This is a genomic window from Petrotoga sp. DB-2 (assembly GCF_054051725.1).
Window position 1 is genome coordinate 1 of the sequence record NZ_JBSVZD010000028.1, and the last position, 25,374, is coordinate 25,374.

The 25,374-nt window shown below is 33.5% G+C and carries 22 protein-coding genes; 5 read left to right on the forward strand and 17 right to left on the reverse strand.

The features are described from left to right. Positions 1-69 precede the first annotated feature (69 nt). The 3 genes from ACW9JY_RS08475 to ACW9JY_RS08485 all read right to left on the reverse strand — a co-directional run bounded on the left by ACW9JY_RS08475 (position 70) and on the right by ACW9JY_RS08485 (position 4,602). Positions 70-441 (reverse strand): methylenetetrahydrofolate reductase, encoded by a 372-nt coding sequence (locus ACW9JY_RS08475; RefSeq protein ID WP_457284012.1) that lies wholly within the window; start codon positions 439-441, stop codon positions 70-72. Between the two features lie 183 nt (positions 442-624). Next, positions 625-3,285, reverse strand: a complete 2,661-nt coding sequence (ppdK, locus tag ACW9JY_RS08480) for a pyruvate, phosphate dikinase (protein ID WP_103077291.1) — start codon at positions 3,283-3,285, stop codon at positions 625-627. Positions 3,286-3,432: 147 nt separating this feature from the next. Continuing rightward, a complete protein-coding gene (locus ACW9JY_RS08485) occupies positions 3,433-4,602 on the reverse strand; it encodes a metallophosphoesterase (RefSeq protein WP_103077290.1) in 1,170 nt (389 codons plus the stop codon). A 187-nt stretch (positions 4,603-4,789) separates the two neighbouring features. On the opposite strand from ACW9JY_RS08485, the gene ACW9JY_RS08490 reads away from it, so the two are divergent. Beyond that, positions 4,790-5,404 (forward strand): superoxide dismutase, encoded by a 615-nt coding sequence (locus ACW9JY_RS08490; RefSeq protein ID WP_457284013.1) that lies wholly within the window; start codon positions 4,790-4,792, stop codon positions 5,402-5,404. A gap of 52 nt (positions 5,405-5,456) precedes the next feature. Here the strand turns inward: ACW9JY_RS08490 and ACW9JY_RS08495 are convergent, their stop codons facing one another. After that, a complete protein-coding gene (locus ACW9JY_RS08495; protein ID WP_457284014.1) occupies positions 5,457-6,239 on the reverse strand; it encodes an ECF transporter S component in 783 nt (260 codons plus the stop codon). Positions 6,240-6,776: 537 nt separating this feature from the next. Between ACW9JY_RS08495 and ACW9JY_RS08500 the strand changes: the two genes are divergently transcribed. Then, positions 6,777-7,982: a pyridoxal phosphate-dependent aminotransferase gene (locus ACW9JY_RS08500; RefSeq protein WP_457284015.1), complete on the forward strand. Its 1,206-nt coding sequence runs from the start codon at positions 6,777-6,779 to the stop codon at positions 7,980-7,982. A gap of 38 nt (positions 7,983-8,020) precedes the next feature. Here ACW9JY_RS08500 and ACW9JY_RS08505 read toward each other — a convergent pair whose 3' ends face one another. The 3 genes from ACW9JY_RS08505 to ACW9JY_RS08515 are packed head-to-tail and all read right to left on the reverse strand — an operon-like array spanning position 8,021 to position 10,772. Then, positions 8,021-8,458, reverse strand: a complete 438-nt coding sequence (locus ACW9JY_RS08505; RefSeq protein ID WP_457284016.1) for a hypothetical protein — start codon at positions 8,456-8,458, stop codon at positions 8,021-8,023. Beyond that, positions 8,455-9,849: a DUF5693 family protein gene (locus ACW9JY_RS08510; RefSeq protein ID WP_457284017.1), complete on the reverse strand. Its 1,395-nt coding sequence runs from the start codon at positions 9,847-9,849 to the stop codon at positions 8,455-8,457. The genes ACW9JY_RS08505 and ACW9JY_RS08510 overlap by 4 nt, the downstream gene beginning before the upstream one ends. A gap of 11 nt (positions 9,850-9,860) precedes the next feature. Next, positions 9,861-10,772, reverse strand: coding sequence for an RluA family pseudouridine synthase (locus tag ACW9JY_RS08515; protein ID WP_457284018.1), 912 nt, complete (start codon positions 10,770-10,772; stop codon positions 9,861-9,863). Between the two features lie 327 nt (positions 10,773-11,099). Here ACW9JY_RS08515 and ACW9JY_RS08520 point away from each other — a divergent pair, with 327 nt between their 5' ends. The 3 genes from ACW9JY_RS08520 to ACW9JY_RS08530 all read left to right on the forward strand — a co-directional run bounded on the left by ACW9JY_RS08520 (position 11,100) and on the right by ACW9JY_RS08530 (position 13,423). Further along, positions 11,100-11,234, forward strand: coding sequence for a helix-turn-helix domain-containing protein (locus ACW9JY_RS08520; RefSeq protein ID WP_103077536.1), 135 nt, complete (start codon positions 11,100-11,102; stop codon positions 11,232-11,234). A 221-nt stretch (positions 11,235-11,455) separates the two neighbouring features. Then, positions 11,456-12,841 carry a tryptophanase gene (locus ACW9JY_RS08525; RefSeq protein ID WP_457284019.1) on the forward strand — a complete coding sequence of 462 codons (1,386 nt, stop codon included), beginning with the start codon at positions 11,456-11,458 and terminating at the stop codon, positions 12,839-12,841. Positions 12,842-13,039: 198 nt separating this feature from the next. After that, positions 13,040-13,423, forward strand: coding sequence for a RidA family protein (locus tag ACW9JY_RS08530; RefSeq protein WP_457284020.1), 384 nt, complete (start codon positions 13,040-13,042; stop codon positions 13,421-13,423). Positions 13,424-13,555: 132 nt separating this feature from the next. Here the strand turns inward: ACW9JY_RS08530 and ACW9JY_RS08535 are convergent, their stop codons facing one another. The 10 genes from ACW9JY_RS08535 to ACW9JY_RS08580 form a co-directional block, all read right to left on the reverse strand. Continuing rightward, positions 13,556-14,380: a carbohydrate ABC transporter permease gene (locus ACW9JY_RS08535; protein ID WP_457284021.1), complete on the reverse strand. Its 825-nt coding sequence runs from the start codon at positions 14,378-14,380 to the stop codon at positions 13,556-13,558. Continuing rightward, a complete protein-coding gene (locus ACW9JY_RS08540; protein WP_457284022.1) occupies positions 14,373-15,257 on the reverse strand; it encodes a carbohydrate ABC transporter permease in 885 nt (294 codons plus the stop codon). The genes ACW9JY_RS08535 and ACW9JY_RS08540 overlap by 8 nt, the downstream gene beginning before the upstream one ends. 53 nt (positions 15,258-15,310) lie before the next feature. Then, entirely contained in the window at positions 15,311-16,600 is a 1,290-nt protein-coding gene (locus tag ACW9JY_RS08545; RefSeq protein WP_457284023.1) for an ABC transporter substrate-binding protein, read from the reverse strand. Positions 16,601-16,616: 16 nt separating this feature from the next. After that, entirely contained in the window at positions 16,617-17,405 is a 789-nt protein-coding gene (locus ACW9JY_RS08550; RefSeq protein WP_457284024.1) for a nucleoside phosphorylase, read from the reverse strand. A 32-nt stretch (positions 17,406-17,437) separates the two neighbouring features. Further along, the gene (locus ACW9JY_RS08555; RefSeq protein ID WP_457284025.1) at positions 17,438-18,187 is read right to left on the reverse strand and encodes a GntR family transcriptional regulator; all 750 of its coding nucleotides are present in this window, start codon (positions 18,185-18,187) and stop codon (positions 17,438-17,440) included. A gap of 481 nt (positions 18,188-18,668) precedes the next feature. Continuing rightward, entirely contained in the window at positions 18,669-19,838 is a 1,170-nt protein-coding gene (locus ACW9JY_RS08560; RefSeq protein WP_457284026.1) for a sn-glycerol-1-phosphate dehydrogenase, read from the reverse strand. Positions 19,839-19,847: 9 nt separating this feature from the next. After that, positions 19,848-20,909: a GntR family transcriptional regulator gene (locus ACW9JY_RS08565; protein WP_457284027.1), complete on the reverse strand. Its 1,062-nt coding sequence runs from the start codon at positions 20,907-20,909 to the stop codon at positions 19,848-19,850. Between the two features lie 80 nt (positions 20,910-20,989). Then, entirely contained in the window at positions 20,990-22,864 is a 1,875-nt protein-coding gene (locus ACW9JY_RS08570; protein ID WP_457284028.1) for a glycoside hydrolase family 127 protein, read from the reverse strand. A gap of 420 nt (positions 22,865-23,284) precedes the next feature. Next, positions 23,285-24,187, reverse strand: a complete 903-nt coding sequence (locus ACW9JY_RS08575) for a dihydrodipicolinate synthase family protein (RefSeq protein WP_457284029.1) — start codon at positions 24,185-24,187, stop codon at positions 23,285-23,287. Positions 24,188-24,489: 302 nt separating this feature from the next. Beyond that, positions 24,490-25,374: dihydroxy-acid dehydratase domain-containing protein (locus ACW9JY_RS08580; RefSeq protein WP_457284030.1), on the reverse strand; the 885-nt coding region annotated here is incomplete at its 5' end.

Consider the following 25,374-nt stretch of genomic DNA (forward strand, 5'->3'; position numbering starts at 1 on the left):
GTATGGGCATTGTCAGTTACGCTAATTTTTAACAATTTTTTTGATTTTTACCTCTTGACATATCACCGATTAGCTTACGACGAATATATTTTCTATCCTGAGATAATTTAGGTCTATTAGTATGTCTTCTAGTTGATATCTGTTAAAGCCTGTACATATTAAGTGAGGAACTACTTCTATATTATACCTATGCTTTATTGAAGCACTTACCCCAACGGTCCCAGGCCTCTTCTTTTTGATGATTTTTATGATTTCTCCTTTTTCTTCAATATATTCTATTTCGTTGGCATGCTTAGTGACATTGATGAATTTAGGAGAAAATTCGATTAAATTATCCACAACATTAAATATTGAATCAATACTTTCTCCAACATTAGGAGGGATAATTTCGAAGGAAAGAATAGGTTTGTTTGATTGTTCAATCAAATCTACAATTTTCATTATGGATCACCCCGGAAAAGATATAATAAAACATTTGTTCAATTTTAACATATCAGCAAGGAAGTGTCAACAGTTAATGGGCTGTATAACAAAAAGGGTGGAGAGATCTCCACCCTGTAACTATTATAAAATTCACATCTTGATTTTAGAACTCTGATTATTTCTGAATTTTTTACCTATTGATTAATAATTAACCGTTTTACCTCTCTTATAATTTACCGCTGCTTGTGCAGCTGCTAATCTAGCGACTGGTACTCTGTATGGAGAACAGCTGACATAATCCAATCCCACTAAATGTGCAAACTCAATAGAATCTGGATCTCCACCGTGCTCTCCACATATTCCTACCTTCAATTTTGGGTTAGTGGATCTTCCACCATCCAAAGCAAGTTTTATTAATCTTCCAACGCCTTCTCTATCGATTTGTTGGAAGGGGTCTTTTTCGTAGATACCTTTTTCAATATAATCTCCAATGAATTTTCCATAATCATCTCTTGAAAAACCTAAACCAAGTTGTGTAAGATCATTAGTACCAAAGCTGAAGAAATCAGCCTCTGCACCGATTTGATCTGCAACGACACAGGCCCTGGGGACTTCGATCATTGTTCCAATTTTGTATTCTAAATCTACGTTGTTTTCTTTTATTAATTCGTCAGCGATCTTTTTGATAGATTCTTTAAGGATGGTAAGCTCTTTAACATTTCCAACTAATGGGATCATTATTTCTGGTTGTACCTTTTTGCCTTCTTTTATCATGTCTATAGCGGCTAAAATTATTGCTTTTGTTTGCATCTCTGCTATTTCTGGGTAAGTAATGGCTAATCTTACACCTCTGTGACCCATCATGGGGTTGAATTCTTCTAAATCTTTAACTATGCTCCTTAATTCGTCTTCACTGATTCCAATCATTTTTGCAACTTCTTTTATTTGTTCATCGCTTTCTGGAACAAATTCATGAAGAGGTGGATCCAAAAGCCTTATTGTAACAGAAAATCCTTCCATTTCTTCAAACAATCCTTTGAAGTCGGATCTTTGAAATGGTAAAAGTTGCTCTAACGCTGCTCTTCTTTGTTCTTCTGTTTTTGAAACGATCATAGTTCTCATCTTGTTTATTCTTTCTGGCCCAAAGAACATGTGTTCTGTTCTACAAAGTCCAATTCCTTGAGCACCGAATTCCCTTGCAACTTTCGCATCTCTTGGAATATCTGCGTTTGCTCTGACCCCTAAAACTGAAACTTCATCTGCGTACTCAAGCAATACAGAAATATCACCTGCTAACCCTTCTGGTCTAACTGTTTTGATCTTTCCAGCGTAAACTTTTCCTTCATTTCCATCGATGGAAATCCAATCGCCTTCCTTTAATTCTACTCCATTAGATTTTATAACTTTATTTTTTAAATCGATGACTATATCTTCTGCTCCAACAACAGCTGTTTTACCCATTCCTCTAGCAACGACGGCAGCATGAGAAGTCATTCCTCCACGTGAAGTTAGTATTCCTTCTGCAACGTTCATACCGCCAACATCTTCAGGGGATGTTTCGGGTCTAGCAAGAATTACTTTTTCACCATCTTTTGCCAGCTTTTCGGCATCGTCTGCGCTAAAAACAATCTTTCCTGTAGCAGCACCAGGAGATGCGGGTAATCCTTTTCCAATGTACTGGGCATTTTTTAATTCTTCGGGATCGAAAATAGGATGTAATAATTTTTCTATATCTGCCGGTTTAACTCTCATCACTGCTTCTTGTTTGTTTATGAGACCTTCTTTAACCATATCTACCGCAATTTTAACAGCCGCAGCAGCAGTTCTCTTTCCATTTCTTGTTTGAAGCAAATATAATTGACCTCTTTCAACTGTAAATTCTATATCTTGCATGTCCCTAAAATGTGTCTCCAATTTATCCATAACCTCAAGTAATTGGTTATATACTTTAGGATTGATATTTTTCAACTCATCCAAACTTTTTGGAGTTCTTATACCGGCAACGACATCTTCTCCTTGTGCGTTGGTGAGAAATTCACCGTAATATTTCTTTTCACCAGTGTTTGGATCTCTTGTGAAAGCCACACCTGTACCGCTGTCTTCTCCCATGTTGCCAAAAACCATAGCTACTACATTAACAGCTGTTCCTAAAAGACCTTGTTTATCCATTTCATTAATTTGTCTATACTTTATAGCCCTTGGATTGTTCCAACTTCCAAAAACTGCTTCAATAGCAATCCAAAGCTGTTTCATAGGATCTTGTGGGAACTCTTTTCCTTCTTCTTTGTACAGTTTTTTGTATAATTCAACAACTTTTTTAAGATCATTCGCGTCTAATTCTAAATCTTGTTTTACGCCCTTTTTGTTTTTTACTTCATTAAGGGCGTCTTCAAATTTTTCATGGGGAATACCAAGTGCAACATCACCAAACATTTGTATAAATCTTCTGTAAGAATCCCAAGCGAACCTTTCATTGTTAGTTAGTTTGGCCAATCCCTCGACTGATTCATCGTTAAGACCTAAATTCAATATAGTATCCATCATTCCAGGCATAGAAATGGCGGCACCAGACCTTACTGAGACCAAAAGAGGATTTTCGTTGTCACCGAATTTTTTACCTGTAACATTTTCAAGTTCCCTCATGGCTTCTTCAACAGTTGATTTAAGATCTTCTGGGAATTTTTTGTTGTTATCCCAATAATATTTACATACTTCTGCTGAAATAGTGAAACCTGGGGGTACTGGCAAGCCTAAAGATGCCATCTCTGCTAAGTTAGCACCTTTCCCTCCAAGAATGTCTTTCATTTTTGAGTTACCTTCTACTCGGTTTTTATTCCACACGTATACATACTTTTTCCCCATCTTTTTACCTCCTATCAGATTTTATGAAAAAAATTATAATTACAAAAAATCTATGATGATTAAATCATCACACTTTGTTCAATTATATTCTAATTACTTTTTTTCTATTTCTCATTTGGGTAAAATTTAACATACAATTTTAATAATTTAAAAAGCCTCTTCTCTTACTAATTTAAAATTCATAGGTTTATTTGAATCGTCTATCAATAAATAGGAAATCAACTTTTTTTTGATGAACTCATTTCTATTTATTCCAAAATTTCTATTTACCATGAATTTCCATGTTCCAGTATTAATATAAACTTCTTTTGGTCCTCCGTTTTTTATAATATTAAACGATGCTCTATGGTTATGACCCATAACTATTCCCTTTACTTCCCCTTTAACAAAAGAAATATCTTGATCATAAAACCCAATAAGATATTCTTTTGGTATATAGAATTTATCGTTCAAAAGCTCTTCTGCCTTCATTAAAAGAGAATTTGAATTTCTCATACTTCTGAAGAACATTCCTACCCTAACTATAGCTTCGCCTAATTTCATCCCCCCTAAGTTATTTATAAATATGTTAGATAGAATATTTACGCCTGGAAAATTTATTTTCATCCACTTTTTTACCTGAGGGGTTTTAATTAGTTGTGTAAAAGTTTCGATCCATTTGGTTTTTAAATTATATTTTAAATCATATTTTTCTTTTATAACATCCAACCACTTGAAGACATCTAACTGAGGATAAATATTTTGATAATCAGAAAAAAGCTCAGCAGGTAGAATTTTCCCAGCAACTTTCCCAAAATTATAGTTCATGTATTTGTTCATGTACTCTGCAAATGGGGGAATAAGGTTTCCATCTTTATCTTTGCTCAATCTGTTGACTATATCGAACTGATTACCATGTATAACAAATAATCTAATATTTGGATCATAATAATAGGGTAAAATTTCACAATTCTCAAATACTTCTTTGATCCTTTCATTTATTTTTTGATTCAAAAGAATGTAATAATCGTGGTTACCTGCGATATAATAAATTTTATGTTTTTTTGAAAATTTTTGAAACTCTTCGATCAGCTTTTCATGGCTGGCAAATATTGCATCTATTAAAGACGGATCAAATTTTTCAGCATATTCAAAAGCTGTATCCATTATGAGACCATCATTGATTAAGTTGGATAACTCGAAAAAATCTCCGACGACAAATAACTCATTGTTTTCTCCATCAAGATCACGTAGTAACTTGATTAGTCTGTTATCGTATATAAAGTCATCAGATTCGTTACCTAATCCGATGTGTAAATCACTTAGAAAAACCTTCATTTGGTTTCCTCCAGCAGATTTTTTCCAAATCCCGAAGGTAATTATAACACATACATTTTCCCCTTTTTATAAGATTTATTAAGAATATATGAATATCAAATTCGACTTGCATAATGATAAAATGTGTGGTATAATTTAAATACGACAAAAATTATCGGAAATTAAATCAAATTATGGAGGTGTAATTATGGCTTTTGAATTACCAGAATTGAGATATTCCTACGATGATCTAGAACCTTACATAGATGCAACAACAATGGAGATTCACCATACTAAGCATCATGGAGGTTACGTTAAAAATTTAAATGCGGCTTTAGAAAAATATCCTGAATGGGCAAGTAAAAGTATAGAAGACATTCTCAAGGATTTAGACAATATACCAGCCGATATTAGAACAACAGTAAGGAACAACGGAGGTGGACATTACAATCATTCTTTATTTTGGACAATAATGGGACCCAACGGTGGTGGTAAGCCTTCTGGAAAGTTAGCTGAAAGTATTGATAAGACCTTTGGAAGCTTTGACAAATTTAAAGAGGAATTTTCAAATGCAGCAGCAACAAGATTTGGAAGCGGATGGGCTTGGATGGTTTTAGATAACTACGGGCATCTTTCAATTCTATCCACCCCAAATCAAGATAACCCGATAATGTACAGTTTGAAACCTGTGTTGGGCTTGGATGTTTGGGAACACGCTTATTATTTGAAATATCAAAACAGGAGACCTGAATACATACAAGCCTGGTGGAACATAGTTAATTGGGAAGAAGTTGGTAAAAGATATGAAATGTTACTAAAATAAAGGATAGTAGAAGAAAAAGGTCTCGGTTGCACAGGCAACCGAGATTGCTTTTTTACTTTTGGGAATTTTCAAAAAGTTTTGTCTTTTGTAGACCGAATAACACTATATATGCAACGAGAATTCCTACGGTGAATTGTAAAACATTCCAAGGTACCTCAAAAATAGGCATCACCCAATTACCAACTATAATTCTACCTGCAAAAAAGTATCCTATAACCATCCATAAACCAGCTATCATACTTCCCATCAAATTACCTAGTCTGAAAAGCGTTGAACCCTTTCCTCTAAGGAACAACGAAATTAGTATTATGGCTATTGGTATTGCTAAAAGAATAATGTTGATTGTACTCCTAGCGTTTAATAAAAAATTTTCTAACTCTTCTATACTTTCGTAGCCCAACTCATTCATGAGGTTGTTAGTCAAAGGAGATGTCGTTAAATTTGATATCAAGTTTTTTAAAAATAAGGAGAGAGTTAAGGAAAAAGCTAACCATATACCTATACTTGAGAGAAAGATCGTAAGTTCTTTTTTGCCCGAATATTTGTTTCTATAACTATCAGAAACCCAACCGACTAAAGCCCCCATAACGGATTTTATAATCAAAGTGGGTATAGCCCAATAAGCATAACCTCCAACCAAATCTGCCAAAGCAGAACCCAATCCTCCTGCTAAAGCTCCAACCCTCCTACCGAACAAAATCGCTGAAATGAATATCATGCTGTCTCCCAAATGTACGTAACCCCTTGTGAATGGCACAGGAAGTTTTATCGCAAAGGTTAAAACAAAAACTAAGGCAATCATTATACCAGAAATTGCAACATCTTTCGTCTTCAATATAAATCCCTCCTCTAAGTAGAGATCCAATAATAAACTAAAGGCTGTGTTTTTCAATTAATTATACAACATCCACTCTTTGAATACAACAGTTCAAATATTTTTTTCATTAATTAGAAAATAGTTTCTATGAAATTTTTTTCATTCTTTGAATAATTGCCTGTAAAAAGCTATAATCACTTATAATCGTCTCTACTGTCCTTTGACTTTTTAGTTCAATTAAATTATAATAAGTACTATCAGAAAATAAATTGATACTTTATCCTTAAGGAATGGAGAACGAAGCGAATGGGCAAAGACTCCTTATCCTTGTGGGTGGGCTGCGGGGCGAAGGGGCGCAAATAATGACTAAGCGCAGCTTACGCAAAAAATCATTTCCAAAAAATAAGAATTTGATTCTAAAAGGGTTACAGGGCAAAGCCCTCCCCCACCCCTGCTGGGCTAGGGGCCGCAGGAACCTTCCTAAAAGGGTGGGCTGCAGGGCGAAGGGGAGCAAATCTCAAAAAATAGTAAAAATGAGAATGAGGAGGGTAACATATGAAAATATCTCAAAGAGTTTTAAATACACAATTTTCTCCTATTAGAAAGTTAGTCCCGTACGCAGAAAGGGCAAAGGAAGAAGGTAAAAAAGTTTACCTTTTAAACATAGGTCAACCTGATATCGAAACACCTAAAGCGTTCTTCGAAGGGATAAAAAAGTACTCATCCAAAGTAGTTTATTACAGCCATTCTGCAGGTCTATTAGAGTTACGTGAGGCTTTTTCCGATTATTATAAGTTATGGGATATTGACTTTGATCCCCACGAGTTGCTCGTCACTACAGGGGGAAGCGAGGCAGCAATTTTCGCCTTGGCATCTGTTGCAGATCCAGGAGATGAAGTAATGGTTATAGAACCTTTTTATGCTAATTATAAGGGTTTTGCAGAGATGCTAAATGTAAAACTTTGCCCAGTAAAATCGGATCCGGAAACCGGATACGCTGCCCCAAGTATTGAAGAATTCGAAAAGGCTTACAACGAAAACGTTAAGGCAATAATCTTTTCAAATCCTTCAAATCCCACAGGGGCTGTGTACAGTCATGATGAAGTAAAAAGAATCGTTGACTTCGCAAAAGAAAAAGACATATTTGTAATATCAGATGAGGTATATAAAGAATTCACTTTTGATGGAACTAAGCATGTATCAGTCATGGATTTTGAAGACAAAGATAGATTCATTTTAATCGACAGCGTATCTAAAAGGTACAGCGCTTGTGGAGCAAGAATTGGAATTTTTGCCACTAAAAACAAGAAACTTTTAGAACAAGTTATGAAATTTGCTCAATCCAGATTATCTCCACCTTTGTTGGCTCAATTTGGTGTTTTAGGGCTACTCAAGGATTTGGGGAAAGATTATTATCAAGGTGTTGCTTTAGAGTATCAAAAAAGAAGGGACGCTGCATACGAAGAGATAAAAAAGATCGAAGGAGCCGTTTGTAAGAAACCCCATGGTTCATTTTATCTCTCCGTTAAACTACCAATCGATGATTCTGAGGAGTTTATCAAGTGGATGCTTACCGACTTCGATCTCAATGGAGAAACTGTAATGGTTTCACCATTGTCAGGTTTTTATGCTACACCAGGTTCTGGCAAGCAAGAAATAAGAATCGCCTATGTATTAAACAGCGAAGAGTTGAGAAAGGCTTGTAATATCCTAAAAGAAGCTGTGACCGTTTACAATGAGAGAAAAATAAAAGTTAAATGATATCAATAGGCGCCGTGTCAATTTACGGCGCCTTTGAATTAATTTTCTGGATTTTTGTCAGTTTGTTCTTTGTCAGCTTTGGGTGATGAAGGTTTGACGTACTTTTTGTTTTCTGGCTTTTGTCTTGTGAAATATATTGCCAAAGATAATCCAATAAGGTTGGCAATAAAAATAACACTTAAAATCATAGAAGAGTATATGACGATAGACAAAGCAGAAAGCACACTAAGTAATATGATCGAAAATGTCATACCGTACTTTTTGTTAAATAAAAACAGAAAATAAAAAAATATTAAGCCTCCTATCAGTCCAATAAATAGACCTATAAAGAGAAAGTTTAAAAAATCCGAAAAATTAAAATACTCGAAAAGTCTTTGATTGACACTTTCAAGGTAAAACAAATAGACAGAAAGTCCTGCTACCACGATACTTCCAATAATTGCTATGCTTCTTAAAAAAACTTTCAAGTTATTCATTCTATCCCCTCCTCGGCGGTTGAATTTTCTTCTCTAATATTTTCTTCTTGTTTATATGGTTCTTGGGCTGAATGTATAAACTTTCTATACAGATTTTCTATCAATATTATAACTAACAAAAGCAAAAGAGAAACTAAAAAACCGTTGATCGTTCGTAAGACACTTAAGTTCAAAGGTGTGTGTATATGTAAAAAAGTGTCAAGTATCGATACCGGTAGTAAAGCCTTAAAAAAGTCCCATATAAAACTTCTCCCTGAAAGAGGAGTTGTATAATAAAACAAATATGAAATAAGTTCTTTTGTTCGTGGTCTTGCTATAAGCGCCCTCTCTAACGCATCCCTAGCTCTTCTTTCAAAATTTGTAACGAAAGCCCAGTTTGAGCTTCTTACTACGTATATAATTCCAGCAAATGCAACAAAAATTAGTAATAAAACATCTGACTTGTTAAATTTAACCTCTTTAACCTTCTTAAAAGATTCTGCGATATTAAATTTGCTAAATCTAAAACCGGTAAACTCCATAAACGCTTTTAACAGTACTAACAACGGCAAAACTAAAAGTAGGATTTTGACCCCTCTAACGTTATTAAGCTTGAAGATAAATAAAGAGTTATAAGCGCTCATATACACTAATACTCCAAACAATAAAGCGTATCCAATTATTTTTAGGAGGTTATTTTTAGAAATTCTAAAAAAGATGATGATTGAAAACAAAGTTGCCGCCAAAGTGAAAGACCAATTGTATAAAAAGAAAAAAGCTAAAATATATAAGATAGCAAAAAGCGGTATATATACAAACAAATTCATTGTGATGAGCCCAAAACCTACCCATGGAAAGATAACTGTAGGAGAATAGTACTTAATTGAATCAATTGTAACGGGGGTTCCTAAATCTTTTTGAACTAATCTCATTAGCTCTGGGGTCCTTGGATGATCAGGAAACAAAAAGTATCTTATCTTTCTTTCTTTCAATGCCCTATGGAATCTTTGAACTATCATTTGATCGTCAAATTTATCTATCTCTCCAGGTTTGATGTAATGTACATATCTCATATTATTTAGAATATCTTTATCTAACTTATCTTTTATTTCCGTAAAATACTTATCAAAATCAGAAAATTCGACAACTAGCACGTAATCGTATTGGTTTGATAATTCTCTTAAAAAAGATTGATCTTCTTCGAAGCCCTGAGATTCAAGATCTTTTAATATGGCATATTGGTTATAAACCATGAAATTATAGCCGCTTTTTTGTACAGAATTCAGTTGATCTTCTGTAGGCAATATAGAATAGTTTTTAGAATTTTGATAATCAATATAAAAGGCGTAAAAGAAGAAAATCAAAGAGCTGAATAATGTAATAAAAATTATCGGCTTTCTTATTTTGTTCATTTTCGATCCCCTCAATTCCTCTTTGTACTCTTCTCCAATTTTTCCAACACAGTTTGAAGATCTTCGCTCAGAGGTGCAGAAAAATCGTAATGTCGATTATTATAATCAAAAGAAATCTTACTAGCATGAAGAAAAATTCTTTTTAAACCATAATTCTTTCTTAAGATTGTGTTTTTCTTTTTATCTCCGTGATTATCATCCCCCGCGATGGGAAAGCCTAAATCAGCGAATTGAACTCTTATTTGATGTTTTCTTCCTGTGTATAATTCAATCTCTACCAAAGAATACATCTCACCAAATAAATCGAATTTTTTCTTAAGGTTATATTTTAATTGTGCAGTTTTACCATAAACTGTAGAAACTAATTCACCGTTTTTTTTATTTAAATTCCCTACTAATAAGGTTAAGTAATATTTTCTTGTTTCCCTACTTTTGATTAACTGTGTCAACTCACGAGCTGTTTGCTTGTTTTTTGCCACAACCATTACCCCGGACGTTAATTTATCTAAACGATGTACCAAGTGAGGCTCAAATTCACCTCGTGAGTAGTGCAACACTCCTTCAATTATCGTTGCCATTTCTTCTTTAGATCCCGGATGTACAGATACTTTGGCAGGTTTGTTTATTACTAGAAGGTCTTTATCTTCATAGATAATATCAAAAGAGACTGGCCTTGCCTTTAAAGAAGGTTGCGCAGGTCTGGATATTTCTTCTAATTTATTTTCATCCAGAATAATTTTAACGTTGTCTCCTATTTCTAAACTATAATTGTTCTTTTTGACCCTCTTTTCATTGACTTTAACAAAACCTTTTCTTATTAAACTGTAAATAGCCCCCAATTTTATTTCGGGATAATTTTTTCTTATAAACGTGTCTAACCTAGAATAATAATTTTTTTCGTTGACTGTTGTTTCTTTTTCCAACCTTAAATAAGCCTCCCTTAAATTAACCACCTATCTGAGAAAAAAGAAAAACTTCTTTGATGCAACATTCATTTGCTTACTTATTATATCATCTTTTTGTTTTTTCTTGTGAAAAAACGTTGGAATATTTTATATCCCTAGAAAGGTATAAGATGTTCTTTTTGGTTTTGGGATTTTTTTGAAAAATTTAATCTTTTTTCTTATCTTTTTGTATTACTTGAAAAATTTTAATATAACTTGACTTTGTTGAATTGACTCGGCATAATAAAAAAGGTGTCACAATGAATCAACTTCTAAAAGCTGGTGAAATATTCATTGAAGCATGATATGCATCCTATATTAAAATCTTATCTGCCACTAGTTAAAGGAGCTGTTGAACTTTTAGCTAAAAAACTAAATTGTTCCAGATATTCGATTTACAATTATCTTAATGAAATTGGTGCTGAAGCTTCGAAGACATAACGCTTTTAGAGAAATTAGAAATTATTGAACATAAGATAAATAAAGTTTACCAAAACTTCTGGCTGAATATAGCCTTAATTGTAATTCGACAGAAATACCTCAAAAATAGAAAAACTTGAAAGCGGGAGGTGGTTTTTATAAGGGACGTAGAATACAATAAAATTGCTCGTTTTTCAGAAAATTAATAAAGAAAACTTCAAATACTGAATAGGAGGAGAAAAATGGAAATAAAAGCAAACCCAGAACCTTTTAAAATCAAGATGGTGGAACCAATCAAAAAAATTTCAAGAAAAGAAAGAGAAGAAGCCTTAAAAAGGGGTGGTTATAATTTATTTGCATTGAAATCAGAAGAAGTCTACATTGATTTGTTGACTGACAGTGGTACGGGAGCGATGAGCGATAATCAATGGTCGGGATTGATGTTGGGAGATGAATCTTACGCAGGAAGTAAGAGTTTCTACCATTTATGGGAAACAAGTAAAGAAATCTTTGATTACAACTATTTTGTACCTACTCATCAAGGTAGAGGAGCAGAACAGGTTTTATTCCCTCTTTTAATTAAAAGACCTGGTCAATACGTGTTGAGTAACATGCATTTTGATACAACTAAGGCACACGTCGAATTAGCTAAAGGTAGACCTGTCGATCTAGTTATAGAAGATGCTCTTGATACAAATACCTATCATCCCTTTAAAGGAAATTTTGGCTTGGAAAAATTGGAATCATTTATATTAGATAAAGGAAGCAATAATATTGCTTTTATCATAATAACTATAACCTGTAACAGCTCAGGTGGACAACCTGTTTCTATGCAAAACATAAGGCAAGTCCGTGAAATAGCCAATAAATATGGGATTCGTGTATTTCTAGATGCAGCTCGTTACGCTGAAAATGCTTATTTTATAAAGCAAAGAGAAAAAGAATATTTTGAAAAATCCATAGAAGAAATAGTGAAAGAGATGTTTAGTTATGCGGATGGATTCACCATGAGTGCAAAAAAAGACGCCATAGTAAATATAGGTGGATTAATTGGGATTAAAGAAGACGAAGCTCTGTATAATCAAGTAAAAGCAGCTCTTGTTCCTTTAGAAGGATTCCCTACATATGGTGGTTTAGCTGGGCGAGATATGGAAGTCATGGCAAGAGGTTTAAAAGAAGGAATTCAGTTTGATTATTTGGAATATAGAATAAAACAAGTAAAATACTTGGGAGATAGGTTAAGAGAGGGTGGAGTACCAATTCAATATCCAACTGGAGGACATGCTGTTTTTGTGGATGCTAAAAAGATGCTTCCTCATATACCTTATTACCAATTTCCAGCTCAAGCGTTGGCAAACGCACTTTATTTAGAGTCTGGAGTTCGTGGCGTAGAAGTTGGATCATTAATGATGGGGCGTGATCCTCAGACTGGTGAACAACTTGAATCTCCTTTTGAATTTTTAAGATTGGCTATCCCAAGAAGAGTCTACACTTACACTCACCTTGATTACGTTGCTGAAGGATTATTAGCTGTAAAAGATATATCTAACTCACTCAAAGGATTAGAATTCACATATGAACCAGAAATCCTTAGACATTTCACTGGCAGGTTAAAACCAATAGAATAGAGCGGCATACGTAACTTTTCAGGTGTCACATCGTAGTACAGGAAGGTTTTCTACAACGTGCTGAAAGTATATTGCTTATACATAAATCCTCATTGAAGGGTCGCCTGACATTGTAGATATTAAAAGTTAGTTACAATGAATGTTTTAGATTTTCTAAAAGGCACTAAAATTTTATAAAATCAGGAGGTTGGTAGAAAAATGAGTAAAAAAATAGAGATCAAGACAAAAAATGCTCCTTCAGCAATTGGCCCTTATTCTCAAGCTATTAAAGTTGGAAATCTGATTATAACAAGTGGTCAAATTCCTTTTACAGCTGAAGGAGAACTAGTAAGTGATGATATTAAGGATCAAACCAGGCAGTCTCTAACAAACATTAAAAAAGTCCTGGAAGAAGCGGGTTTAAGTATGGATAACATAGTTAAATGCACCCTCTTTATACAGGACATGAATGAAATGGCAGCAATAAACGAAGTCTATCATGAATTCTTTACTGAACCCTATCCCTCCCGTAGTGCTGTGGAAGTAGCTCGACTGCCCAAAGATGTCAAAATTGAGATTGAGGCAATTGCCTCCGCTGAATAGCAAATATTACTGCAATCAAAAGTATCTTTAAAAAGCTCCCCAAACCAGTAGACAAATTCCTGACTTTGACAGTTAAAAGATGAGTTTTTAGTGAACTGAACAGAAGAAAGGGGATTTTAGAGGATAAAGCACCTATTTCCCACTTCCTGCAGTTAACCCTCTAACCAAATTGTTTTGAACGAGTAGGCCGAAGATTATCATGGGTATAACAGTGATCAACGCAGCAGCGCTCATTACCCCCCAATCAACATTCTTTTCACTTACAAACATATTCACAAGTACAGGCAGTGTTCTGGTCTCCTGGCCAGTTAAAATTAAGGCGAATAAAAATTCATTCCATGATACAAGTGCACATAATATCGAAGTTGCCGAAATTCCTGGTAATACTAAAGGAAGAACTATTTTTCTCAACGATTCAAATCTTGTACAACCATCGATCATAGCAGCTTCTTCTATTGATTCAGGAATTTCAGAAAAAAATCCTTGCATCATCCACACCGCAAAAGGTACGCTGAAAAAAGAACTAGCCAAGATAATAGGTATGTATGTTCCTGATATATTTAGAATGCGAGAAATTAAGAAAAAAGGTAACACCATAACAATTGGAGGAGTCATACGTGCTAACAATATAATAAATGACAATAGACTTGCATGTTTCCATTTAAAACGAGCCAAACCATAAGCTGCTGGTATACCAAGAATTAACGCTAAAATAGTGGAAAAGGCGGTTACTATAATACTATTGAAGAAGGCTCTTACGAATTCGGTGTTACTAAAAAAAATCTTATAATTCCTTAAAGTAAAATTTTCTGGGATCCACTTTGGTGGAATAGTGAACTGATCAATAGGTGTTTTAAAGGATGAAAAAACAATCCACATAAGTGGATAAAGCGTCCAAATTAACGCTATAACTACTATTGTCATTGACAATACTTTTATAATTTTACTTTTACTCATTATTATCCCACCCTAGTATTTTCATATAGATTAAAGTAAAAACAATCGCTAAGAAAAATGAGATCAGATTAATCGCTGACGAATATCCCATTTGGTATGATTGAAATGCAGTTCTATAGCCATAAAAAGATAGAGTTTCTGTAGCAGAACCTGGTCCACCACCCGTCATGATAAAAATTGTGTCAAATACTCTCAAAGACGTTAATGTCCTAATTACAATAGCAACCATGATTGAGGGTCGTAGTAAAGGTAAAGTTATGTAAAAAAATCTTTGAATGGCCGAAGCTCCGTCTACATATGCAGCTTCATACGGTTCTTGTGGCAAAGCTTTTAAACCAGCTAATAAAACTAAAGTAACAAAAGGGGTGTATTCCCAAACATCTGCTAATATTACCATGAACATAGCAGAGTTTGGATTGGCTAACAATGGATTTTCTGCTATAAAACCAAATCCTATGTTCATTAAAAGTTGAGGTAAAGGACCGTAATCATTATTTAAAACAAACTTCCACACGAATCCGACTACCACTGGAGCGATCATGAAAGGGATCAAAATTATCGATTGAACAACTTTCCAACCTTTAAATTCTGTATTTAGAGAAAGGGCTATCATAAAACCAAATATTATCTCCAATAGAACTGAAACTATAACAAAGTAGAAAGTTCTTCCCATGGTTTCCCAGGTAAAAGAATCTCTAAAAGCTTTTGTATAATTTTGTAAACCTACAAATCTTATTCCTAAATCAGGTCTTAAAAGATTCCAATTAAAGAAAGAAATGACTACAGTATATACAATAGGAATTAAAAAAATCGATATTATGAAAATAAGCGTAGGCAAAACATATCCAACATCATTTAATTTGTTCTTCAGTTGCAATCAACAAAACCTCCTTTAGAGTAAAGCCCCGTTTTAACGGGGCTTTCTTGGATTCAATAATAATAACCATGGTCTTTCAGTAGTTGGAAAACACCATCAGCAGCTTCATTCAAAGCTTCTTCGGCTGTTTTTGAACCGCTTAGATATTCAGACACGGCAGGGGCTATATAATCATTTACTATAGAGTTTCCTTCCGGAATGAGTGGGACCATAGGTGTTGGGATAGAATTTTCCATTGCTTTAGAAAAGCCATCCAACCACGGAAATTTTTCTCTCATTGCGGGATCATTTATAGACGAGAAACGTGCTGGAATATTACCGTAAGGAGCAGCTTTTACTTCATTTTGGGTTTCAGTTACAAACTTTATCCATTCTAAGGCTTCTTCTTTGTTCTTACTTGCAGAGCTGACGGTAAAGCCCCATGAAATATACAGCATTGGTAATTTTTCATCTTTCAATTCTTCTGGTCTTGGGAATCCAACAAAGGATGATTTGCCAACAACTTTTGAAGTTTCTGGATCTTCTGTGTAAAGCATAGCTGTTGTCCAGAGTTCTGCCATAGCACTTCTTCCTTGTGTAAATTCTGTCAAAGCGTCCTGGAATACATAGGTTTTTGCAGCAGGATTTGCGTATTCAAACATTTCACCAACTTCTTCCAACGCCTCAATACCTTCTTTGGAATTGAAAACAGGTTTCATTTCATCATTTAAAAGACTTCCACCTCTTGCCCATAATCTTTGCAGGAAATGCGTGGCAAGGAATATACTTCTTTGGCCCATGAGAGTTACACCGTATAATTCTGGAGGTCTATAGAAAAATTCTGCTATATCTTTATATTGTTCCAACGTCTGGGGTGGAGTTAGTTCATACCCATATTTTTCTCTAAAAGCCGTTTTCTCCTTAGGATCGTTGAACAAATCGGTCCTGTAAACTACGCCACCCAACTCATTCATATACGGTATGAAATACAGATTTCCATTTTGCCAGGCGTTTTCGATACCAGAAATATCTTCTAAATTTAACTCTTCGTATCCTTCGATTTTGTTTATGGGGTATATATATCCAGCAGTAGCTAAAGCGGGATACCAAAGCATTGAAACATAAGGTACATCAAAATCGACTCTTCCAGAGGTAAAGGTTAACATCAGTTGATCAAAATAATTTGCATAAGGGAATTGCTGGATATTTGCCTTTATCCCTGTTTCTTTTTGAAAATCATCCATAACCGTTTTCCACGCCTCAGTGTGTATACCTACTTCACTCACCAAATTCACTTCTGAAAACATATTTGCAAAAACTAATAAAGAAACAAAAAGAATGACTAATACTCTACCTTTCCGCACTTTCAACACCTCCTAATTAAAGTTCGTTTTGGTACAAGTCTTTAATTGCCCTTAAAGTAATATCAATAGCTTTGCTCGTTGAAGCTTTTATTATGCTTCTATTAGTATCTGGGACGCTTAAATCTACTTTGTCTCTATTAGATTGTTTAAACCTATTTGCATAGCATATACCAATAAATCCTGCTTTTACACCTCTTAACGATGAAACAACGAAAAGAGATGAGGCTTCCATATCCATTGAAACAACTCTGTATCTACTCCATCTTTGAAAATATTCAGGATCCCTATTGTAAAAACAAGAATGACTCCAATTTATTCCTGTTTTGAAATCAAGATTTAGACTTTTTGCTGCAGAAATAAGTCTTAAATATACTTCTGGTGAAGCTACCGCAGGGAAATTCTGTGGTACATAATATTGACTGGCGCCATCATCTCTCACGCATGCATGAGGAATTATGACATCTCCTTCTTCGATTTCTTCTTGTAATCCAGCAACACTTCCAATCCTAATTAGTATCTTTGCCCCAATATTTATAAGCTCTTCGTAGACAATACTTGCAGAAGGCCCACCCATTCCTGTTGAAGTGACTGATACAGGGTAATCTTCATAATAGCCAGTGTAGGTAATAAGTCCTCTGTTTTCTGAAATTTTTTTAGGATCGTGTAGTTTACTGATAATACTTTCTACTCTGCCTTGATCACCGGGAACAATTACTACAGGAGCAACGTCACCCGGCCCACATTGAATATGGTATTGAATTTGATTTTCTAATCCTGTTGAAACTCTAAAATCTTGTTTGAACACAGAATCTCCTCCTTTAGGTGGTTATAAATAGGTTATATTTTTCTTCTAAATACACTTAATTTGAAAATAGAGGTATTTATGTAATCCATTGATTGAAGTAAGGGAATATTATTTTCATCGTAATGAACTTCTAGTAAAAGAGTGATTGCTTTTTTCTCGGGAATTTTCAATAAGTTGGCAAGTTTCTTGTCGGCATCAATAGCTTCTATTTCCGCGATAGCATGTTTAATGGGTCTCATAAAATATTTGTCTAAATAGCTGAAAATTTCTTCATTTTTACTATTTTCATCTTTTAAGACGGAAATTATTGCGTCTTTTCCACCTGGAATCCTGTTGATAACCATATACGTTTCTGCGTATATAACTGGAAAACCGTCAGCCGTATAAACTCTTTTAATTTTGATTAATGGATCTTTAGGAGCGATTTCCAATTTTTTTGAGAGTGAAGGAGACGCGGCTACTTCCTCAAACTCGTTTAAAATAAGGTCAGGGACTTTTCCTGAGGTAGAAATTATAGTTGAAACTCCCCTTAAATAATCCAAACCAGTTTGTACAATACCTTCTTTTTTCACTACAAATGTACCCAACCCTTGCTTTCTTATGATCAAACCTTCTCGCTCAAGGCTTACTAATACTTCTCTAATTAATGTTCTGCTAACCCCTAAATTTTCACATAGTTCCTGTTGAGAAGGTAATTTATACCCTTCAGGGAGTTTAGTTATTTTTGTTCTCAATTCATTCAATATTTCTTTATATAAGGATCTACCAGCTTTTGAAATCATTTAGCACCTCCTAAGATTAAAACATGAAAATAAAATAACTTTTAGATTAAAATTAAATAACATATCATACTTCATATCTTTATTCTAATTATAACTTTTATTTTTATATTTTGCAAACTTAATTATTCGTGATCTGAGATGATTAAGAGTAATTAAGAGCTTTTATAGCCAATTATACTGAAAATTCTTAAAAATACTCTTTCTAAAAATCGTACTATGATCTAATAAAATATATTAAAGGGAGTATAAAATGGCCATCATAGAAAAAGCAACTGCGAAGGAAAGCGAAGATATTGGATGTAAAAAAGAAAATACTATAGCTATCAAGTTTTATAAAAAATTAGGATATAAAAAAACAAGTTAATCAACATTCGAATTAGTTCGGCAACGAAAATTGAGTTTTTTTCGGATGGAAAAAGTATTATGCTTGAAAATAAAAACTCGGCTAAATAATTTTTAGCCGAGCTGTCAAAGATAAAAATTAACCATAAAATTTTTCTGTAAGAATCGTTGATATCTTTTCTAAAAGGTTAAATTCATAAGCTAATTGAAGAATAGTGTATCTATTTCTGATTTCTCTGGCATGTATAATACTATCTTGAAAAACATCTTTTGGAATACCTAATTCTTTTGGGCTGTATATCGAGCCTGCCTTTTTGTGAATTGAAATTAAGTACTCAGGATCTGGTGGAGTTAACCCTTTTGGAAGTTTATCTTTCATTAATTGATAGATCATCGAAACAACAACTGTCCCTACTCCAACAGAATTTCCATGTAAAGGATGGGATATATTTTTTGATATAGCATCCATTTCCCAATAATGAGCTAGGTGATGCTCCGCCCCCGATGCAGGCCTAGAGTAACCTACAAATCCTATGGCTATTCCAGAGATAATTAACGCTTCCATTATTTGTTTAGTAACTTCTTCGCTTCTTTGACTTATTTTCTCTACATTTTTTACGCAAAGATCCCTTGCTTTTTCTACAAATTCAACGGTTTTTTCACAATAATATTCATTGTTAATTAATTTAGAAAGTTTCCAATCCGTCAAAGAAGTAAACTTTCCAAGAATGTCTCCGAATCCTGCATGAATCATTTCTAAAGGTGCATTTCTTAGAACTTGTGTATCCGCTACAATTGCTTTTGCGTAAGTTGCTTCATACGTTTTTTTAAAACCTTCTACAATTAAAGGAGAGACCATTGAAGCATATCCGTCCATTGAAGGAGCGGTTGCAAAGATTATATAAGGAATATTGAGTTTGTAACTTAAAAATCTACACAGATCGTTTATGGTCCCAGAACCAACACCAATTATTAACGATGCATTCTTAGGAATTTTTATCAATAATCTTCCAACGCTTTTTTCATTTGGAATCAAATGATCTTCGTTTTGAAAAATAAACTCATTTATTTGGTAATTTTCTCTTTTTAAGGTTGTAATTAGTTCTTTTCCAAAACTCTTATAGGTATTTTTATCAGCAACAACAAATAAATTTTCAGAGTTAATAATATCCATAAAACTATTTTTAGCATCCAAAATATTATTTCCTACAATTATTTTTTCAATATCTACTTTATGAGTTCTTCCACATTCGCATTTGAAATTCAAACCAGCCATTTGTTCTATTTTAAGATTTAAAAGATCGACCATATTTTTTCCTCACTTTTTTTGAATAAGGCTCTTTCTTTCTATGAACTCAGCTTTCTCGACAATTTTTTCTGGTTTTCCATTGTTATTTTCCTCGATCATTTTAAGCAGCATTTGAGCAGCTTTTTCACCAAATTGCTGTTTTGGATGCCTAAAAGTAGAAATTTCAAGTGCTTGTGCAAAATCCGCATCATCAAAACCTATTAACGAAATATCGTTTGGTATATTAAGGTTCAACTTTTTTGCAGCCATTATTACCTGCATAGCTACCAAATCGTTTGAACAAAAAATTGCAGTGGGTAAATTGTTTTTTGGTAGGCTCAAAAGCGACATGATTAAATTAAAAACTTCATCGGATGTTTCTTGTCCGTGAAAAGGCAATTCGTATAGCAATATTTGCCTATGTTCTTTTATTGTGTCTATAAATCCATTAGCCCTTTCATTTGCTGCTTTATGAACGGCTTTGTATATCACAGCAACCTTTTTGTGCCCTAACTCGATAAATTTCTTCGCCGCAAAAGATCCACAGTCGTAGTCATTCAGAACCAACGTCCCAGCGTGTTGAATATTTAGATCACTATTTATAATGATGGTGGGGATCTGTTCGCTTATTTCTTTCAAAAGAGTTACATTGGCTTGTTTAGTGGCACTTACTACTGGATCCACTATCATACCTTTTAATCCAAAGTCCATCCACCTTTCTAAGGTTTCCCTTTCAACAACAGGATCGTTTTTTGCGTTACCTATAAAAGATTTACACTTAGTATTTTTTAATGCCTCTTCTGCTCCCATGACTATAAAAGGAAATATATAGTCAGTTAAAGATTGAGTTAAAATACCTATGTTTTCTTTATCTTTTCTCATGGATTTAACGTAAGTTCCACTGCCTCTTCTAGTAACCAAATACCCTTCTTTTTCTAAATCGTAGATAGCTTTTCTAACTGTTTGCCTACTGACGGAAAAAAATTCAGCCAATTTATTTTCAGATAGAATTCTATCTCCTTTTTTTAATTCTCCACTCTTCAATTGATCAAGGATGTAATCTTTTATGATAGATTGCTTGGTCTTTTTCACTGCCAAAACTCCTCCGTAGTGTGTTGTTATAACTAGTATAATACATTTTATTTAAAAATTGTTATAATTTTGAAAAGATTTCACCTCCTGATCCAAACTGCCACCGGTCCTTCTTCTCTATTTGCCCAGGCAAAATATGGAATTAGATTAATATCGATTTTCTTTTTTGCTCTTTTTATTCTTCCAGCTTGTGAGTACAACTTTCCCTCCCAATTCCGTAAATCCTCATAGTATCCTTTTGCTTTTAATTTTATCACTCTTTTTGAATTTATTTGATAATTTTCTGGTTCGATTTTTTCATTTAAATCGATTTGATAATTCCACACATCTCCTTCTTTGTTATCCGCTTTTTCAATACAATAAACCATAGGTCCTCTTTTCAAAGCTACTTTTTCTAAGTTTTCCCTCACAAATGGATGACTTTCTACAAATTTTATATCCATCGGTAAATTTAAAATTATTTCATGGGTACCGTTCCAAGGTTTGAATATTTTCAAAAAGCCTTTTTCTAAATTCTTGTTTAATTTTTCTCCATCCACAGTTATATCAAAAACGTTCGCCCATGAAGGAATTCTTAAAAATAAAGCAAATGGATCAATAACTTCTGTAGAAACAATTATCCTTATTTTTCCATCCCATGGATAATCTGTTTCTTGTGTGATTTTAACTTCTTTTTCTTTGTAAATTATATTTGCTTGACTGTTTTCGTACAAGTTTATGTATACTCCTTCATCAGAAGTTGTATAAATATAACCAGGGAAAGAGGTTAATGTTCTTGATATATTTGGAGGACAACATGCACATTCGTACCAAGGTTGTCTTCTCTTTTTTCCCCTGTCTTCTAAAGGATTTACATAGAAATAATGTTTGCCATCTATAGAAATTCCTGAAAGTAAACCATTGTACAAAACCAACTCCATTAGATCTACATATTTGGCTTCACCCGTAGCTAAGAACATTCTATAATTCCACATATATGAAGCTATTGCGGCACATGTTTCTGTGTATGCTCTTCTATTAGGCAATTCATAATCTTCCCCAAAAGATTCGCCTTCATATCGAGAGCCAGCTCCTCCCGTAATGTACATCTTTTTTGTTACCAAGTTCTCCCAAAGTCTTTCTATGGTAGAGAAAATTTCTTCATCTCCTGTTTCTAAGTAAATATCAGTTGCACCGGTACAAAGGTAAAACATTCTAACAGCATGGCCTGTCATCTCGTCTAACTCTTTAAATGGTTTGTGGTCTATATAGTACTCTGGGTTGAAAAAGCGATAAGTACTTGCATACCCGTTTCCTCTTTCTTCCAAAAAATATTTCGCAAGGTTTAAATATTTTTGGTTCTTTGTTTCACGATACAACTCAACTAGAGCCATTTCAATTTCTGGATGGCCTGGTGCACCCCGTTTTTTATCTGGGCCGAAGGTGTCTACAATTAAATCTGCAAATTTTGTTGCCACATCAAATAATGTATCCTCACCTGTAACCCTTTTATGAGCTATCGCAGCTTGAACTAAATGCCCAGCACAATAAAGTTCATGTTTTGTTGCGAGATCCGTCCATCTCTCTTTTTTTCTTTCAAACATAAAATAAGTATTTAAATAGCCATCATCTTCTTGAGCGTCTTTTAATTCTTTGATTGTGTTATCTATCTTTTCTTTTAATTCATCGTCGTTAGTGAACAGCAAAGCATAAGAAGCAGCTTCAAGCCATTTATATACATCTGAATCGTTAAAAACTAACCCTTTAAAAGAACCTTCTTTTTTACCCGAAGCTATTCTAAAGTTATCTATTCTACCGGTACTTTCTAATAATTCGTACTGCGAATGAATAGTAACTTTCAACATTGTTTCCAAATAATCATTCATGAACCCCTTTATTTTTACTGAACTTATGGAACAAGGCGTTAATTTATTCTTTGATGAGTCTGTGAAATTTATTATCTTTGTTTCATCCATATTTTCACCTCATTAAAACAAGATACTCGTTGAATTTAATAGGAAATACAATAAGAAAAATTAACCTCCCTACATTGAAATTTACTATCTTCAGAAACTCTAAAACACACATTTTAGACATCTTTTAATACATAAGTATTTAAAAGAATCAATAGTTTTACTTTTAAGCTGAGAGTGACTATTTTCTTAGTTTTTCTGTTTTTATTTTGTTTCTTCAATTTTTAGTTCGATTCTCTTGGGAAAAGGGTGGTTAATTAAGCTGGAGTTAAACTAAGTTTATCAACAACAATAAAGAAAATAAATCCTTTTGCCCTTATCGCTCTTCCTTCATTGTATATTGTGTTAGACTGAAGTTGTGAAATAAGAATTCTCTTTGCTGCAGGTAATTAGAATGACTTTCAAATCAGAAAAAAGAAATTTTTATTTTATTTTATTAAACTTTTCTAAGACTGCATCTAAAATGTCTTTACTTTTATTAATAATATTTTTATCTATTTGATTAAATGGGAAAATTGCTGTTGGATTTAATTCTACCCCTCTGTATACCATCAGCAATTTGAATAAATAAGAAAAATTACTATCCATATTATATAAAGGCATTAATTCTTGAATTAATGATTGATAATTAATAGATTTGTCAAAACGCCCTTCATTGGCTGCTTTTACTAATTCACTCCATATCTCTGGCACGATGTTACTTAATGCGGAAATACATCCTTTTCCACCCGCAGCAATATTGTATAAGAATTGATCATCAAAACCAGAAAAAACATCGAAATTATCTTCTCTTGTTTCTAATATGCACAAATTAGTATGAACTGGTTCTGACACTGAATCTTTAAGGCCTATAATATTAGTGTTATTATTTACTAATTTTTTTATTGTTTTGTGGTTTATAGAATATCCTGTTCTAGCTGGGAAGTTATAAAGATATACACTTCCATTTACAGATTTCGCAAGTTTATCATAATATATAAATATCTTTTCTTGATCTAAATTATAATAATAAGGACTAATAACAACAGCTCCTTTATAATTCAGATTCTTCACGTCATTTGATAATGTTACAACTTCATCAAAACTCATACATCCTGTTCCTGCATAAAGGTCTATTCTTCCATCTACATATTCAGAATAAAATTTAAAAAAGTCTTTTTTTTCTTCATAGCTTAATCCTGTAAATTCCCCAGCAGAGCCAAGAACCAATATACCATTTACACCACCCTCTATTAAAAAATCGATAATTCTTTCGTTTGCTTTGTAGTCTATTTCTTCGTTCTTATTAAAAGCTGTAACTACAGGGGTAATTATCTCATAATTCATTTAATTTATACCTCCAAACATTCAATTTAAACTTTAAAATATTATACAGGTTTACATTAAAATGCACTTCTAGCTCTTCTCCAAAATCATAACTAAAACTTTAAGTGTATAGCTTGCTTTATAAATTTGTAAAATTTCATTAGCGAAACAAGAATTAAAGATTTTTTTCATTGTACCATAGGCAATTACAAATACAAAGGTCATAATTAGTCCTATTAACAGTCTAAAAGGCAAAAACTTTAGCCGTTCTTTTATTTCCTTAAATACAAACCATTACTGATGTTGTAATTTTATTGATTTTATCACTCCATATATGCGCCCTTCATAGCTGAAGTAGCTCTCTCTGTATATTTTTTAAAAATTCCTCTTCTACCTGAATAATCAGGTTTTACCCAATATTCTTTTCTCTTTGCTAATATCTTTTGGATGTCCTTTTCTTCCATCTCTTGTCCATCAATGCCAATGATATTTAATTTTCTATTATTAATATCTAATTCAATTAAATCGTTATCTTCAACAAAAGCAATTGGTCCACCTACCATTGCTTCCGGAGATACGTGCCCTACACATGGTCCTTTTGTCGCACCAGAAAATCTTCCATCGGTTATTAGTACTGTTGAGGATCTTAGTTTTGGATCATTCATAATGGCTTCAGTTGTCATAAACATTTCAGGCATTCCTGATCCTCTAGGTCCTTCATATCTGATAAAAAGAACATCTCCGGCATCAACTTTTTCCTCCACTATAGCTTTATTACAATCTTCCTCACTGTTAAATACTCTAGCTTTTCCTACATGATACATCATATCTTCTGAAACTGCCGAATATTTTATGACTGCACCTTCAGGAGCAATGTTTCCTTTTAATACAGTTACTGAACCATACTCTTCACATTTATTTATAGGTGTAATGATTTCTTCTTTTTTCAAATTATAATTAAATAAGTATCCTAAATTTCTCTCGTAAAAACCAGACTCTTTAATATCTTTTAAGTTTTCACCCAATGTTTTTCCAGTCACTGTCAAAACATCCAGATTTAAATATTCCTTAAGTTCTTCTTCGACAGCTGGAATTCCCCCTGCAAACCATAAAGTTTCTGTTGGATACTTCCCGCTTGGAGCTATATTACACAAATGTGGTATAAATTTATTAATCTCATCAAATTCTTCCACTTCTAATTCCCAACC

Coding starts and splice junctions, on each gene's coding strand:
- ACW9JY_RS08475 (WP_457284012.1), bottom strand. CDS start 441: ATGAAAATTGTAGATTTGATTGAACAATCAAACAAACCTATTCTTTCC.
- ppdK (WP_103077291.1), bottom strand. CDS start 3,285: ATGGGGAAAAAGTATGTATACGTGTGGAATAAAAACCGAGTAGAAGGT.
- ACW9JY_RS08485 (WP_103077290.1), bottom strand. CDS start 4,602: ATGAAGGTTTTTCTAAGTGATTTACACATCGGATTAGGTAACGAATCT.
- ACW9JY_RS08490 (WP_457284013.1), top strand. CDS start 4,790: ATGGCTTTTGAATTACCAGAATTGAGATATTCCTACGATGATCTAGAA.
- ACW9JY_RS08500 (WP_457284015.1), top strand. CDS start 6,777: ATGAAAATATCTCAAAGAGTTTTAAATACACAATTTTCTCCTATTAGA.
- ACW9JY_RS08505 (WP_457284016.1), bottom strand. CDS start 8,458: ATGAATAACTTGAAAGTTTTTTTAAGAAGCATAGCAATTATTGGAAGT.
- ACW9JY_RS08510 (WP_457284017.1), bottom strand. CDS start 9,849: ATGAACAAAATAAGAAAGCCGATAATTTTTATTACATTATTCAGCTCT.
- ACW9JY_RS08520 (WP_103077536.1), top strand. CDS start 11,100: ATGCATCCTATATTAAAATCTTATCTGCCACTAGTTAAAGGAGCTGTT.
- ACW9JY_RS08525 (WP_457284019.1), top strand. CDS start 11,456: ATGGAAATAAAAGCAAACCCAGAACCTTTTAAAATCAAGATGGTGGAA.
- ACW9JY_RS08530 (WP_457284020.1), top strand. CDS start 13,040: ATGAGTAAAAAAATAGAGATCAAGACAAAAAATGCTCCTTCAGCAATT.
- ACW9JY_RS08535 (WP_457284021.1), bottom strand. CDS start 14,380: ATGAGTAAAAGTAAAATTATAAAAGTATTGTCAATGACAATAGTAGTT.
- ACW9JY_RS08555 (WP_457284025.1), bottom strand. CDS start 18,187: ATGATTTCAAAAGCTGGTAGATCCTTATATAAAGAAATATTGAATGAA.
- ACW9JY_RS08560 (WP_457284026.1), bottom strand. CDS start 19,838: ATGGTCGATCTTTTAAATCTTAAAATAGAACAAATGGCTGGTTTGAAT.
- ACW9JY_RS08570 (WP_457284028.1), bottom strand. CDS start 22,864: ATGGATGAAACAAAGATAATAAATTTCACAGACTCATCAAAGAATAAA.
- ACW9JY_RS08575 (WP_457284029.1), bottom strand. CDS start 24,187: ATGAATTATGAGATAATTACCCCTGTAGTTACAGCTTTTAATAAGAAC.